Annotated in this window: 9 protein-coding genes; 1 reads left to right on the forward strand and 8 read right to left on the reverse strand. The window is 71.1% G+C overall.

The window, feature by feature from the left end; genetic code table 11:
- Positions 1–30: 30 nt before the first annotated feature.
- Positions 31–531 (forward strand): DUF2087 domain-containing protein, encoded by a 501-nt coding sequence (locus IFU11_RS10925; protein WP_342450787.1) that lies wholly within the window; start codon positions 31–33, stop codon positions 529–531.
- Positions 532–1,051: 520 nt separating this feature from the next.
- On the opposite strand, the gene IFU11_RS10930 is transcribed toward IFU11_RS10925, so the two are convergent.
- From IFU11_RS10930 to IFU11_RS10965, 8 genes are all read right to left on the reverse strand, one after another.
- Positions 1,052–2,683: a beta-N-acetylhexosaminidase gene (locus IFU11_RS10930; RefSeq protein ID WP_192018965.1), complete on the reverse strand. Its 1,632-nt coding sequence runs from the start codon at positions 2,681–2,683 to the stop codon at positions 1,052–1,054.
- Between the two features lie 115 nt (positions 2,684–2,798).
- Positions 2,799–3,149, reverse strand: coding sequence for a hypothetical protein (locus IFU11_RS10935; protein ID WP_192018966.1), 351 nt, complete (start codon positions 3,147–3,149; stop codon positions 2,799–2,801).
- A gap of 411 nt (positions 3,150–3,560) precedes the next feature.
- Positions 3,561–5,303: a DUF5605 domain-containing protein gene (locus IFU11_RS10940; RefSeq protein WP_192018967.1), complete on the reverse strand. Its 1,743-nt coding sequence runs from the start codon at positions 5,301–5,303 to the stop codon at positions 3,561–3,563.
- A gap of 89 nt (positions 5,304–5,392) precedes the next feature.
- Positions 5,393–8,221 carry a family 78 glycoside hydrolase catalytic domain gene (locus IFU11_RS10945; RefSeq protein ID WP_192018968.1) on the reverse strand — a complete coding sequence of 943 codons (2,829 nt, stop codon included), beginning with the start codon at positions 8,219–8,221 and terminating at the stop codon, positions 5,393–5,395.
- A complete protein-coding gene (locus IFU11_RS10950; protein WP_192018969.1) occupies positions 8,218–10,695 on the reverse strand; it encodes a beta-glucosidase family protein in 2,478 nt (825 codons plus the stop codon). Before IFU11_RS10950 ends, IFU11_RS10945 begins: the two co-directional genes overlap by 4 nt.
- Before the next feature lie 228 nt (positions 10,696–10,923).
- Complete coding sequence (locus tag IFU11_RS10955) at positions 10,924–11,775, reverse strand: ATP-binding cassette domain-containing protein (RefSeq protein ID WP_192018970.1); 852 nt, start codon at positions 11,773–11,775, stop codon at positions 10,924–10,926.
- Positions 11,772–13,631 carry a dipeptide/oligopeptide/nickel ABC transporter permease/ATP-binding protein gene (locus tag IFU11_RS10960; protein WP_192018971.1) on the reverse strand — a complete coding sequence of 620 codons (1,860 nt, stop codon included), beginning with the start codon at positions 13,629–13,631 and terminating at the stop codon, positions 11,772–11,774. The genes IFU11_RS10955 and IFU11_RS10960 overlap by 4 nt, the downstream gene beginning before the upstream one ends.
- Entirely contained in the window at positions 13,628–14,569 is a 942-nt protein-coding gene (locus IFU11_RS10965) for an ABC transporter permease (RefSeq protein WP_079704501.1), read from the reverse strand. Before IFU11_RS10965 ends, IFU11_RS10960 begins: the two co-directional genes overlap by 4 nt.
- Positions 14,570–14,717: the final 148 nt, after the last annotated feature.

Raw genomic sequence — 14,717 nt, forward strand, 5'->3', positions numbered from 1 at the left:
ACGATGTCGTCGACCGCAGGAGGATGGGTAGTGCCGGACGAGGAACGGACGACGACGGATTGGCGTGCACTGGCCGCCGCCCTCGCGAACGACGACGCCCGGACGGTGTACGCGCAACTCGTCCTCGGGCAGGAGCCCGACCTCGGCGCCACCCAGCGTGCTGTGCGACGGGCCGAGCAGAGCGTTCAGACGTTGTCTCGGGTGGGCCTGCTGGATGTTGACGGACGCACTTCGGGCAGGGTGTTCCGGGACCTCCTCGCGGCCGCCGCACCGCCGAAGCGCGAAGGGATCGACCGCTTCCTGGTCGACGGTCGGATCGTGCAGTACCCGTCGAATCCGGACGAGCGGCAGGCGCTGTTGCAGCGCGTCGCGGCATCAGCGCTCCAGCCGGGCGAGGTGGTCGACGAAGCCGAGATCAACGAGCGGTTGTCCGCGTTCCACGACGACGTCGCGGTGCTCCGGCGGTACCTCGTCGACGCGCAGCTCGTCGAACGCACGCGCTCGGGGACCGAGTACGCGCTCGTCACCTGAGGCGGACGCCCTTTGACAGGCTCAGGGGTCGAAGCGCGCGACGGTGGACCTCCTCCGGTCACTGAGCTTGTCGAAGTGGACACGGGGCTCGTGCGGGGCTGCCCTTCGACAGGCTCAGGGACCGGTGCGCGCGACGGCGGCCCTCTTCCGGTCACTGAGCTTGTCGAAGTGCCCACGAGGATCTTGCGGGGCTGCCCTTCGACAGGCTCAGGGGCCGAAGCGCGCGAGGCTGGGCCTCTTCCGGTCACTGAGCTTGTCGAAGTGGACACGGGGCTCGTGCGGGGCTGCCCTTCGACAGGCTCAGGGACCGGTGCGCGCGACGGCGGCCCTCTTCCGGTCACTGAGCTTGTCGAAGTGCGCACGAGGGGCTTGCGGGGCCCTTCGACAGGCTCAGGGACCGGGTTGGGGGCTCGGGGACTTGGCGGGAGGCTTAGGGACCGACGGGAGGCTTAGAGACCGGGCGGGAGGCTTAGGGACCGACGGGAGGCTTAGAGACCGGGCGGCAGGCCCGCGGCCGGCGTCAGGCGCGGATGTCCTTCGTGAGTTCGGCGACGAGGGCGGCCCGCTGCTCGCGGGTGGACGGTCGACCTTCGGCGTCGGGACGCTCCTGCCACGGGAACGGTCCCGTGGTGCGGCGGTACTCGACCCCGAGGGCGTCGAGGCGGGCGAGGTGCTGCTGCAGCCGCGCCTCGAAGCCCGCGAGGTCGCGCTCGCGGCCGACCCAGGCGACCTCGGCGAGGGCGCACAGCCGCGGATACCCCTGGTAGTCGATGACGCGGGCGGAGTCCATGTGCTCGGTCCAGATGTTCGCCTGCACCCCGATGATGTGCTCGGCCTGAGCCTCCGTCAGCTCAGCCGGCACCGGCTCGAAGGTGTACACCTCCGCGACCGTCAGCGGCGGGCCGACCGGAATCGGCTCACCCGGCAGCTCCGACTCGCGGTAGTCGAGGTAGACGCGGTCGTCCGGGCAGGCGATGACGTCGTACCCCTGGCGTGCGGCGGCGACCGCACCGAACTCGCCGCGCCATGAGGCGACGGTCGCGTCTTTCGGCAATCCGCCGCCCTCGAGGATCTCGTCCCAGCCGTACAGGCGTCGGCCGGCGGCGGACAGGTGCGCCTCGAGCTGGCGGATGAACCACGCCTGCAGCGCTTCGACGGTGTCGAGCCCACGCTCGGCCATGAGCGCCTGGGTCCGGGCGCTCGCCGCCCAGCGGGTCTTCTTCGCCTCGTCGCCACCGACGCCGATGAAGGTCGACGGGAAGAGCTCCATGACCTCGTCGAACACGGTGCGGAAGAACGCGACCGTCTCCTCGCCCATGTCGAGGATCGCCTCGTTGATCCCCCACCGCGTCCACACCGACGGCTCGTCCGCGTCCTGCGCCACATCCGGCACACCCAGCTCGGGGTACGCGGCGATGATCGCTCGCGCATGGCCGGGCAGGTCGATCTCGGGGACGACCGTGATGGACCGCTCAGCGGCGTAGGCGACGATCTCGCGCAGGTCGTCCTTCGTGTAGAAGCCGCCGTGCGGGCGGCCGTCGCCGGGAGCGTGCCGCGCCGCGCCGCGCTGGCTCTCGGTCCGCCACCCGCCGACCTCGGTCAGCTTCGGGAAGGCGTCGATCTGGATGCGCCAGCCCTGGTCGTCGGTGAGGTGGAAGTGGAGGACGTTGAGCTTGTGGCGCGCGGCGAGGTCGATGAACCGCAGCACGTCGGACGTGGGGAGGAAGTGCCGTGCCACGTCGAGCATGACGCCGCGCCACCCGAAGCGCGGGGCGTCGTCGATGGTCGTCGCCGGGACGGTCCAGTCGACGCCGGGGACGAGCGCACGGCGGTTGACCGCCGGGGGGAGGAGCTGGGTCAGGGTCACCGCACCGGAGAACGCGCCGGAGGCGTCGGCGGCGACGATGCGCACACCGTCCGCGTCCACCACGAGCCGGTAGCCGCCGGCCGCGACGGTGTCGTCGTGGATGAACGCGATGCTGTCGGTCCGCAGGTCGATCCGTGCGTCGAGGTCGAACCCGGTCGACGTCTGCAGCGCCCCGCGCAACCAGCGGGTCGCGGCCGTGAAGCGGCGGTCACCGCCGAGCCCGGTCGTCTCGCTCAGCGTGAAGGCGCCGTCGTGCTGCTGGATGGACACGGGCAGTGGAAGCATCGGTGGTTCTCTCCTCGAGTGCTGATGGGCCGTTCTCAGGACATCTGCGGCGCGGCTGGCCGGGAACCCGGTGACACGCCGGAGGACTCCTGAGAACGGTCCCGGATGGTGGAGGTCAGGACGGGTGGTCGACGAGGGTGGTGAGCCGGTCGGCGATCAGCGTATCCGAGACGACGGTGAGCGGCGACTGTCCGGCCTCGGCGGCGAGCTCGGCGATGCTGCGGCCGACGAGCTCGCGGAGGTCGGGGTGCGACACCTGTGCGATCCGGACGGCGGACCAGTCGACGCGCTCGTGGACCGGCGGCTCGGCGAAGGCGCGTTCGAGTTCATCGACGACGGCGTCGTCACGGAGGCGGTCGATCACGGCGTCACCGCCACCGCCGGTCACCCAGGTGGGCAGCAGGGCGGTGAGGGCGGTGCCGCGGAGGACGCCGCCCGGGAGGATGGTGCCGGTGCCGTGATCCATGGGCCGCTCTCCAGTCGTCGGGCGATTGCGCATGTTGCAACGGGGGTTGCGTCAATGCCCGACAACTGTAAAGGGTCCGAACAAACGTGTCAACGGTGTGGAGGCGGGGTCGCGGAGAGGGTTGCTCGGCACTTCGACAGGCTCAGTGACCGGGGAGGGTGGCCCAGTGGCCGGGGAGGGTGGCCCAGTGACCGGTGGCGGTGGGCCCAGTGACCGGTGGCGGATGGGCCCAGTCAGCGGGGAGGGTTGATCGGCACTTCGACAGGCCCAGTGACCGGGGGAGGGTGGGCCCAGTGACCGGTGGCCGGTGGGCCAGCGAGCGGGGAAGGTTGCTCGGCACTTCGACAGGCTCAGTGCCCGGGAAGGGTGGGCCCGGTGACCGGACAAGCCGGGCCCGGCGGCCGGGGGCGGCTACTCCACGAGGCGGAGGCGGACCGCCATGAACTGGCGACCGGGCAGGTCGACCCGGACCGTACCGGTGTACGTGCCGGGGAGGGTCTCGACCGTCATGTTCCAGGTGTCGAGCACGTCGACGTGGAACTCGCCCTCGGGGAGGAAGACGTTGCGGAACCGCGGCCGGTTGAAGCCGAAGTAGCCGATGACGTAGCGGCCGGCCACCCCGCCCCACGGCACGTCCCAGTCGCCGGGCAGCGGGTCGAGGACGCCCGTCGGGGACTCCGCCGTGATGCGTTCCAGGAACGCGATGCGGTCGGGACTCGAACCGATGAGCGGCCCGCCCTTCGACCAGAACAGCTCCTCCCGGTCGTTGAGGTAGGTCTCGCCGTGGCCGACGTAGCCGCCGCGGATCGCACCCTCCCAGAACCGTCGCACCATCTCCTCGCCGGTGATGTTGCCCCAGCCCTGGTCGATGTCGCCCTCGTAGGCGCACTCGTCGATGACGATCGGCTTGCCCCACTGCTCGCGCCAGGCGTCGGTGTTCTCCGCGGTCCGGTAGACGTCGACGCGCTGCACGCTGCAGTGCGTGATCCAGGGCTTCGCGTAGTCGTAGAACCCCTGGCAGTTGTGGATGGAGTTGAGGTGGCCGTGCGGGTCCTCCGCGCCGACGACCGCCGCGAGTCGCTCCCAGTCGTCGTTCGTCTTCGCCCAGAGCAGGTCGTACTCGTTCGCCATCGACCACCACACGTTCGCGAACGCGGCCAGCCGGCGGACGACGTAGCGGAGGTACCGTTCGTCGACGGCCGGACCGAGGTCCGCGAAGCCCCAGCGGTCGTAGGCGTGGAAGAGGATGAGGTCCGCTTCGATGCCGAGCGCGCCGAGCTGGGTGATGCGCCGCTCGAGGTTCGCCCAGTACGCCGGGTCGAAGCGCTCGTGGTCGAACCCGTCGGCGAGCGAGCCGACGAAGGGGAACGTCTCCGGCTCGTTCGCGTTGTAGAGGTACGACTTCGGGAACACGCACATGCGGATCTTCGTGAACGGCGCGGCTTCGAGGGCGCGGAGCGTCTCTTCTTGCAGCTCCTCGGGCTGGTGCGTCCAGGCGTAGGCGGTCGTGCCGAGCGGGCGATGGCGGGTGCCGTCGGCGTGGGCGAAGTGGAAGCCGTCGACGCGCACCGGTCCGTGGCTGCCCGTCGCCGCGGCCGACACGGTGAACGCGCCGGCGACGCCGTCGAGTGATCGGGCGGTCGAGCTCGTGGTGAACGACCACTCGCCCTGCTCCTCGGCGAGCAGCCGCACCAGGTACCGGCCGTCGCCGTCGTAGAACCCGCCGACGGTGAGCTCGCGTGCACCGTTCGTGAAGGTCGCGCTCAGCTCGACGTCGACGAAGGGGTTGCCGTGCGACGGCCCGTCCATCCGGATCTCCACGACGCCGTACTGCGGGACGTCGACGGGGACCGTCAGGGTCGCCGAGCCGCGAGGGACGTCCTCTCCCTCGTAGTCGTGAGCGGGCTCGATCGCGGCGCCGTAGGGGGCGCGGGCGTCGGGACCGTCGTCGACCTGTGCGAGCGCCGCCCAGAGACGATCCTTCGCCGCATCGTCCTGCAGCTCCGGCACGATCGCCGACAGCTGCCCGAGACGGATGCTGCGGAACTGCTTGGCCATCGGCGACGCGGCGATGCCGGGCAGGAACTGCTCGAGGACGGTGCGACCCGCCGGGCTCTCGATGACGTCTCCGAAGGCGGAACTGCGGTCGAACATGGATCTCCTGTGATCAGCCGAGCGGGTCGGCGGCGGGTGCTACTGGTGCAGGCGGTGCGAGTGTTGCACGTGGAACAGTCGAGTGGGGGTTATCGCGCAACTCCTGATGCCGGAGTGGCTGCAGCAAGCGCTGCGTCCACGTCGTCGAGCATCGACGGCGGCGTGAACATGAGGAGCTGACGGACGGTCCGACCACGACTCCACTGGGTGCCGCGGCGGATGTCGTCGGCCTTGGCCTGATCGTGGGCACCCACCGAGCTGAGGAGGGCGTCGTACGCGGCCGGTCGGTCGATGATCTCGGAGAGCGGCGAGTCGAGGCCGAGCGTGATGTCGTCGTCGGCACTCGATCCGGCGTCGGGGACCTCGATCGTCCAATCGTGGCGACCGGACCCGACCGTCTCCTCCGCGGCGCCCGGCAACGCGACCGTCGCCGTCGTGTTCGGCGGCACGACCGCCGACACCCGGAGGGACGACCCTTCGCGCCGCCACGCCACCGACGCCTCGCCGTAGGGCGTGACGTGTCGGGCCTCGGCGTGGTCGAGCCCGTCGATCGGCCGCGGTGCGATCCGGAGTTCGCGGTAGCCGGGAGCCGCGGGAGCGAGGCCGGCCACGGTGCGGTGCAGCCAGTCGGCGACGGCGCCGAGCGCGTAGTGGTTGAACGAGGTCATCTCGCCAGGGTTGACCGAGCCGTCCTCGAGCAGGCTGTCCCAGCGCTCCCAGATCGTGGTCGCGCCCTTGGTGACGGGCGAGAGCCAGGAGGGGTTCTCGGTCTGGAGCATGAGGCGGCCGGCCGCGCGGAGGTGTCCGCCGTCCGCGAGCGCGTCGGTGATGAGCGGGGTCCCCACGAAGCCGGTCCCGATGCGGTAGCCGTCGGCGCGGACGAGGTCGGCGAGGCGGTCCGCGAGGCGTTGCCGCAGGGCGGGGTCGTCGACGAGGTCGAACCGCAGGGCGAGGGCGTACGCGGTCGGCGCGTCGGACATCATCCGGCCGGCGGGCGTCACGTACTCGGCGGTGAAGGCCGCCCGACTCCGCTCGGCCAGTTCGCCGTACCGCTCGGCGTCCGCCGTCTCCCCGAGGAGCTCGGCGGTGTCGGCGAGGATCCGGAGGGATCGCGCGTGATAGGCGCTCGCGACGATGTCCGAGTCGACCCTGGCCTTCGCCGGCTGGTCCGGCGGCGCGCTCGGGTCGAGCCAGTCGCCGAGCTGGAAGGTGTTCGACCAGAGACCGTCGGTGCTCACCCGGAGGACGGCCTCCACCCAGGAGCGCATCGACGGGTACTGCTCGCGCAGGATCCCGAGGTCGCCGTAGCGCTCGTGGAGCACCCACGGCACGACGGTCGCGGCGTCGCCCCAGGCCGCGGTCGGGCCGCCACCGGCGAATCCGGACAGCGCGGCCGGGACCACCATGGGGACGACACCGTCCTGGTGTCCCTGCTCGAGCGCGAGGTCGCGCAGCCAGGAGTCGAGGAAGGCGGAGCTGTCGTAGAGGAAGCTCGCGGTCGGTGCGAAGACCTGCAGGTCACCCGTCCAGCCGAGCCGTTCGTCGCGCTGCGGGCAGTCGGTCGGGATGCTCAGGAAGTTGCCGCGCATGCCCCAGACGACGTTCTCGTGGAGGCGGTCGAGCAGCTTGTGCGAGGAGGAGAACCAACCCGTGCGCGTGAGGTCGCTGTGGAGGACGACGGCGGTGACCGACGCCGGGTCGAACGCGCCCGGCCAGCCGTCGATCTGTGCGTAGCGGAAGCCGTGGAAGGTGAAGCGGGGCTCGATCGTCTGCTCGCCGTCGCCCGAGAGCGTGACGTGGTCGGTGGCTGCGGCGTTCCGGAGGGGACGCAGGGCGAGTTCGCCCTCGTCGAGGACCTCGGCGTGCCGGAGCGTGAGCGTCGTGCCACGCGGGCCGGCGACGGTGAGCCGGAGGCGGCCGACGAGGTTCTGGCCGAAGTCGAGGATGGTCGCGCCGGACGGCGAGGTGAGCACCTCCGCCACCGCGCGCTCCTCGATGCGACGGACGGGCGCGGCGATGCGGGCCTCCGGCACCGGGTGCGCAGCGTCGTCGACGAGGGCCGGGGCCCAGGTGGACGCGTCGAACGCCGTCGTCGACCAGCCGGGTTCGGCCAGGGTGGTGTCGATCGTCTCGCCGGCGTAGATGCCGCTGTCGACGAGCTCGGCACCGTCGGCCGCCGACCAGCTCGCATCGGTGACGAGCGTCTCCGTCGTCCCGTCGAGGTAGTCGAGCTGCAGCTGGGCGGCGAAGCGTGGCTGGTCGCCGTAGATCCGCTCGGCGAACTGGAAGAACCCGTACCGCTCGGTGTACCAGGCGCCGGCGACGGTCGCGGCGAGGACGTTCTCGCCCGGCTCGACGAGCGCGGTGACGTCGACGGTCTCGTGCACGAGGCGGTCGCCGTAGGCGGTCCAGCCGGGGGAGAGGACGTCCTCCGAGGCGGGCATCCCGTTCAGCTGCGGTTCGGCGGCACCGAGCGCGGTCCAGAACAGCCGGGCGCGACGGACGGGCCCGCCGACCGTGAAGGTGCGGCGCACCCGGATCGGCTGCGCCGGACGTTCGGGCGCCGCGAGACCGATGAAGCGGGCGGTCCAGGCTCCGTCGGCGAGGAACGCGGCCTCGACGACGGTCGGCTCGCTCCAGGGTGTCTCCTCACCCGCGGTCGACGCGGCACGGACCTCGACGGTGCGCACCTCGTCCGGCGCGAGCGGGGTGAACGGCCAGGAGACGAGGACGGAGTCGCGGCCCTCGACACGCGCCGTGACACCACTGCCGTCCCGGAGCTCGGCCCAGGCCTGCACCCAGTCGGAGCCACCGGTCTCGACGGTCCAGCTCAACCGAGGCGTCGGCGTCGCGACCGCGGGGCTGTCGTCACGGGTCTCCGCCCGCAGCCGACCGATCCGCGCCACGTGCGCGGTCATCGGGAAGTCCCTGCCGCGATGGTGACGACGTGTTCGTGAACCAGGTCGACGACGGACGATCCGATCCGGAGGGTGACGTCGCCTGGCTCGACCTGCCAGCCGTCCGCCCAGTGGGCGAAGACCCGGGCCGGCAGCGCGACCTCCCAGGCGACCGATTCGCCGGCGCCCGCGCGGACGACGGCCGATCCGACGAGCCAGCGCACGGGGCGGTCGACCGAGGAGTCCGGTCGCTCCGCGTACACCTGGACGACGTGCTTGCCGGCGCGGTCGCCGGTGTTCGTCGCGGTCCCGGAGACGCGGGCGCTGTCGGAGGCGACGCCACCCGAGATCTCGCCATCGTCGATGGACCAGCTCGTGTACCCGAGCCCGTGGCCGAACCAGTAGGCGGGCGTGGCAGCCGAGCGGAGCCACGCGCGGTAGCCGATGTGGATGCCCTCCTCGTAGCGGAGCACGCCGTCCACCGGGGTGACGTCGAGCACCGGGACGTCGTCGAGCGCCGCAGCCCAGGTGGTGCTCAGACGACCACCGGGTTCGGCGACACCGAGGAGCACGTCGGCCAGGGCGTTGCCCATCTCCTGTCCGCCGAACCAGCCGAGGAGCACGGCGGCGACCTCGTCGCTCCAGGGGAGCAGGACCGGGGCGCCGGAGTTGACGATCACGACGGTGCGCGGGTTCACGGCGGCGACGGCGCGGACGAGCTCGTCCTGACGGCCAGGGAGGGTGAGGTCGCTGCGGTCCCAGCCCTCCGATTCGACCTTCGAGTTCGTGCCGACGACCACGACGGCGACATCGGCCGCGCGGGCCGCCTCGACCGCCTGGGCGATGAGGGCGTCGGGGTCGGAGTCGTCGGGAGCGCGACCGACGGTGACGCTGATCGCGCCGAGACCGTTCTCGCTCGGGGAGAGGTCGAACTCCGCGCGGAGTTCGACGGCGACGTCGGCCTGGGCGGCGAACGCCCCCGTCGCCGACGGCGGGGCGAGCAGCGCCGCGCCGAGGTCGTTCCCGACGACCACGGGCTGCTCGTCGACGAGGAGGACGCCGTCGACGAAGAGCCGGCCGTGGAGCCCCGTGGCGAAGCCGAGTCGCAGCTGCTCGGTGGCCTCCGGCGTGTATGTGGTGGTGAGCACGAGCTGCGACGCCGTGGTGACCGGGGCGTCGCCACCGAACCAGACGAGCGCGGTGGACCGGCGGTCCTCGGTGAAGAGTTCCACACCGTCGGCGTCGAGGAACGTGGCGACGAGACCGGGGTCACCCGTGCGCGGATTGGTGAGGCGCTCAAGCGGGAGTTCGGCGACGCCCTCCTGCACGATCGCGCCGACGGCGTAGTCGATCGTCGCCTCGGGGAGCGCGAGTCGGAGTCCCTCCAGCGGGCTGACGGTGTGCTCGGGGAGGACCGTCGCGCTGCCACCGCCCTGGGTGCGCGAGTCGCGGGCGTTGTGCCCGATGACGGCGACGCGGGTGAGCGCGGCGGCGTCGAGGGGGAGCGTGCCGTCGTTGTCGAGCAGCACGACGCCCTCGGTCTCGGCCTCGCGGGAGAAGGCGACCCCGTCGACCGGGGCCGGCGCCAGCGCTTCCTCGCCGAGGGCACCGACACGGACCGCGAGGGCGAGGAGTCGGGCGACCTTGCGGTCGACGTCGGCTTCGGCGACGCGGCCGTCGCGGACGGCCTCGACGAGGGCCGCGCTCCATGCGGGAGCGGGGCCGGGCATGGCGAGGTCCTGCGACGCCGGTGCCGAGCCGAGGCTGCGGACGCCGGTCCAGTCGCTGACGACGACGCCGTCGAAGCCCCACTCCGAGTTGAGCGGCGTCTCCAGGAGGTCGTTCTCGCTCATCGTGACGCCGTCGACGGAGTTGTAGGCGCTCATGATCGCCCAGGTGCCGGCCTCGGTCACCGTGCGCTCGAACGGCGCGAGGTAGAGCTCGCGGAGGGCACGCTCGCCCGCATGCACGTCGACCGTGAAGCGGTCGGTCTCGGAATCGTTGGCGACGTAGTGCTTCGGGGTCGCGGCGACACCGTTGTCCTGCAGGCCACTGACGTAGGCGGCCGCGAGCGAACCGGTGAGTTCCGGGTCCTCGCTGAACGCCTCGAAGTGCCGCCCGCCGAGCGGGGACCGGTGGAGGTTGATGGTCGGGCCGAGGACGACGTCGACGCCCTTGCGGCGGGCCTCGGCCGCGGCGACGGCGCCGTATCGGTAGGCGAGCGACGGATCCCACGATGACGCCAGCGCGGTCGCTGACGGGAGGTTGATGGACGGCGAGCGCTCGTCCCACAGCGGACCGCGGACGCCGGCCGGGCCGTCGGACAGGACCATGGCGCGGAGGCCGATCTTCTCGAGCGGGACCGTGGTCCAGAAGTCGGCACCGGAGACGAGCGCGACCTTCTCCTCGAGGTCGAGCCGGGCGACGAGGGCGTCGATCGCCGCGGTGTCGACGGGCTTCGTGACGGCGGCGTGCCGGGGAGTGGTGATGGTCATGCGATGTGGGTCCGTTCTGGGGTGGCCCTTCGACAAGCTCAGGGACCGGATGGTGGGTCTCAGGGACCGGATGTGGGTCTCAGGGACCGGTTGTGGGTCTCAGGGACCGATGTGGGTCTCGGGGACCGGATGTGGGCCCTTCGACAAGCTCAGGGACCGGATGGTGTGGGTGGTGCGCCCGGCCGGCCAGGTTCCTGGCCCCGGCCGACCGGGCGGTCGAAGCGACGGTCAGGCGGCGGACTCCGCCGCACGCTGCTCGTCGATGAGGCGGCGTCGCTCCACCCGGCGGTCCTCCTGGCGGTCCGGGTCGGGGATCGGTGCCGCCATGAACAGGCGCTGCGTGTAGGGATGCGCCGGGTGCGCCGTCACCTGGTCGCCGTCGCCGGACTCGACGATCTCGCCGTGGTACATGACCGCCACGCGGTGGCTGATGTGCCGGACGACCGCGAGGTCGTGCGAGATGAACAGGTAGGCGACGCCCGTCTGTTCCTGGATGTCGATGAAGAGGTCGAGGACCCGCGCCTGCGTCGACAGGTCGAGGGCCGACACGGGCTCGTCGCACACGATGAGCTTCGGATCGAGGGCGAGCGCCCGGGCGATCGCGATGCGTTGCCGCTGGCCGCCCGAGAACTCCCGGGGGAGCCGTGAGGCCGCGCCGGTCGGCAGCTGCACCTGGTCGAGCAGGGATCCGACGCGCTTGCGGGCGTCGGCACCGGAGACACCGCGGACGGTGAGCGGCTCGGTGAGGATCTGCTCGATCGTGAGCGAGGGGTTGAGCGAGGAGTACGGGTCCTGGAACACGACCTGGATCTCTGAGCTGAGTGCCCGGCGCTCCTTGCGCTTCAGGTGCCCGATCCCCTGGTCGCGGTAGCGGATGCTGCCGCCGGTGACCGGGGCGAGGCCCAGCACGGCGCGACCGAGTGTGGTCTTGCCGGAGCCGGACTCGCCGACGAGGCCGACGGTCTCACCGGGCTTGATGTCGATGGACACGCCCTTCAGCGCCTTGAACGACTGGGCACGGAACCCCTTGCCCGGGTACTCGACTTCGAGGTCCTTCACCTCGAGCAGTGACGACGTCATCGGGTCTCTCCTGTCAGGTTCGTCGCGAGTGCCGGTCGGGCGGGACCCTCGTCGAGGATCGCGCCGAGCAGCGACTGCGTGTACGGGTGCTGTGCGTGGTTGAAGATCGAGCGCACCGGCCCGGTCTCCACGATGAGGCCGTTCTGCATGACCGAGACCCGGTCGCAGAGGTCGGCGACCACACCGAAGTTGTGCGTCACGAGGAGCATCGCCATGTGGCGCTCCGCCTGGAGGTCGCGCAGCAGGTCGAGGACCTCCGCCTGCACGGTCACATCGAGGGCGGTGGTGGGCTCGTCGGCGATGATGATGTCCGGGTCCGTGGAGACGGCGCCGGCGATGAGCACACGCTGCGCCATACCGCCCGAGACCTCGTGCGGGAACGCGGCGAAGGTGCGCTTGGGGTTCGGGATGCCGACCCGCTCGAGCAGTGCGAGCGCCTTGTCCGTCGCCTCCTTCTTGCTGAGGCCAAGGGTGACGCGCAGGGGTTCGACGAGCTGGCTGCCGATCGTGAACGCCGGGTCGAGGTTCGACATCGGCTCCTGCGGGATGTAGCCGATGCGCTTGCCGCGGATCGCCGTGTACTCGCGCTCCCCGAGGGTGTCGAGCCGGGTGCCCTCGTAGCGGATCGTGCCGTCGGTGACCCGCCCGCCGCGCGGTAGGAGCCCGAGGACACCCCATGCGGTCTGGGTCTTGCCCGAGCCGGATTCACCGATGAGGCCGTGGACCTCGCCCTTGCGGATGTCGAGGTCGACGCCGTGGACGACCTCGGTGACCCGGCCGCCCTCCTGGTCGTAGCCGACGCGGAGGTCGCGGACGCTGAGGACGAGCTCCTCGGCGCGAGCGGAGGCGCGGGCGTCGTCGTCGTGGCGGATGGGTGGGACGCCGACGATCTCGTCCTCGCTGATCCCGGAGGTGCTGATCGACTGCGTGACGATCGTGTTGGAGCCCGTCTTCGACGTCGTCACGATCTTGCGACGGCGCCGACGGACGGACACGGTGCGCTCGAGCTCGTCGCGCATCGCGTTGGCGAGCAGGGTGAGCGCGATGCAGGTGAGTGCGATCGCGAGCGACGGCCAGACCATGAGGATCGGTGCCTTGTAGATGTTCGTGAAGCCGTCGTTGAGCATCGACCCCCAGGTCGGCACCGACAGGTCGCCGAGACCGAGGAACTCGAGGCCGGACTGGATCGCGATGGCGATGCCCGCGATGATCGCCGACTGGATGATGATCGGTGCACGGACGACGGAGAGGATGTGCTTGCCGATGATGCGCGGGTCGCTGAGGCCGGAGACCCGGGCGGCGTCGACGTAGAGCTCCGAGCGCACGGCCGTGACCGCCGCGTACACGAGCCGGAAGTAGGAGGGCGAGAGCAGGATGCCGAAGATCGCCATCGAGATCCAGACCGACGGGCCGAGGACGGCGCGGGCGGCGAGCAGGACGACGATGCCGGGCAGCGCCATGATGAGGCCAGTGAACCAGGACGACACGGAGTCGAACCAGCCCTGGTAGTACCCGGCGATCAGCCCGGCGACGACCCCGATGACGATCGCGACGACGAGGGCGAGGAGCGCCGCGGCGACGCTGATCTGGGTGGCGGCGAGCAGGCGGGAGAACACGTCGCGCCCGGCGCTGTCCGCTCCGAGGAGGTGGTCGGCGCTCGGAGGCGCCAGGACCTGCTGCAGGGACGCGAGGTTCGGGTCCTGCGGGGCGATGAGCGGTCCGAGGATCGCGACGACCCCGATGAGCGCGAGGAACACGAGCGACGCGGCGCCGATCGGGCGCTTGAGGAGCCGACGTAGGAGGTTGACGCGGACCTGCGGCGTCGGGACGGTGAGCGGGGTTTCGATGGCGGTCATGACAGTCGCACCTTCGGGTTGAGCGCAGCCTGCGCGAGGTCGATGAGCAGGTTGACGACGACGACGATGATGGCCGTCGCGATGACGACCCCCATGACGATGGGGATGTCGCCCTGGGTCGTGGCCTGCACGGCGAGCTGACCGATGCCCGGGAGGGCGAAGATCTGCTCGATGATGACGGCGCCGCCGAGGAGGCCGATGAACTGCACGGCGAGGACGGCGAGGGCGGGGCCGCCGGCGTTCCGCAGCACATGCTTGTAGATGACGCGGCCCGTGCCGAGCCCGCGACTGCGGAGCGTCCGGACGTAGTCCTTCGACATCGCGTCGACGACGGAACCGCGCACCTGCTGCGAGACCGTCGCGATGGCGCCGATCGCGAGGGCGATGATCGGCAATGTCACCGAGGCGACCCAGCCGGAGAAGGACGTGGTGATCGGGATGTACCCGGTGGCTTTGAACAGGCGCAGGTTGATCGCGAAGGTGATGACGAGCACGAGCGCGATGAGGAAGCTGGGGATGGCGAAGCCGATGACGGAGATGAACTGGACGACGTTGTCGATCCATCCACCGCGACGGGCGGCGAGGACACCGAGGATGACGGACACGATCGCGGCGATGATGGTCGCGCCGAGCACGATCGAGAGGGTGACGGCGAGGCGGCCGGTGACGCCGGAGGAGACGAGCTGGCCGGTGAACCACGAGCGGCCGAGGTCGCCCTGGAAGGCGGAGGTGATCCAGTCGAAGTACTGCACCGGCAGCGGGCGGTCGAGGCCGAGTTCGGCGGCCTTCTTCGCGACGGTCTCGGTGGTGGCGCTCTGGCCGAGGATCCGGCGGGCGATGTCGCCGCCGCCGAGGTAGAGGAGGGAGTACGCGATCACGGAGATCACGAAGATGAGGACGACGCCGGACACCAGGCGTCTGAGGATGAATCCGAGCATGGGTCACTCCAGGAAGTGGGTGAGTGAGGGGTGTTGGGGCCGGCCCGTCCGAGCGCTGGGCACTCGGGCGGGCCGGAATCGATACGACACGTGCGAACAGTCGGTCCCGGTCCCTGAGCCTGTCGACGGGCGAACCCCTCGACAGGCT

It is taken from the genome of Plantibacter sp. CFBP 8804 (genome assembly GCF_014841225.1).
Lineage (GTDB): Bacteria > Actinomycetota > Actinomycetes > Actinomycetales > Microbacteriaceae > Plantibacter > Plantibacter auratus.

Excerpts from the sequence above, each read along its gene's own strand:
- IFU11_RS10945 (WP_192018968.1), bottom strand. The coding sequence starts at position 8,221 with ATGACCGCGCACGTGGCGCGGATCGGTCGGCTGCGGGCGGAGACCCGT.
- IFU11_RS10940 (WP_192018967.1), bottom strand. The coding sequence starts at position 5,303 with ATGTTCGACCGCAGTTCCGCCTTCGGAGACGTCATCGAGAGCCCGGCG.
- IFU11_RS10950 (WP_192018969.1), bottom strand. The coding sequence starts at position 10,695 with ATGACCATCACCACTCCCCGGCACGCCGCCGTCACGAAGCCCGTCGAC.
- IFU11_RS10930 (WP_192018965.1), bottom strand. The coding sequence starts at position 2,683 with ATGCTTCCACTGCCCGTGTCCATCCAGCAGCACGACGGCGCCTTCACG.
- IFU11_RS10955 (WP_192018970.1), bottom strand. The coding sequence starts at position 11,775 with ATGACGTCGTCACTGCTCGAGGTGAAGGACCTCGAAGTCGAGTACCCG.
- IFU11_RS10965 (WP_079704501.1), bottom strand. The coding sequence starts at position 14,569 with ATGCTCGGATTCATCCTCAGACGCCTGGTGTCCGGCGTCGTCCTCATC.
- IFU11_RS10960 (WP_192018971.1), bottom strand. The coding sequence starts at position 13,631 with ATGACCGCCATCGAAACCCCGCTCACCGTCCCGACGCCGCAGGTCCGC.
- IFU11_RS10935 (WP_192018966.1), bottom strand. The coding sequence starts at position 3,149 with ATGGATCACGGCACCGGCACCATCCTCCCGGGCGGCGTCCTCCGCGGC.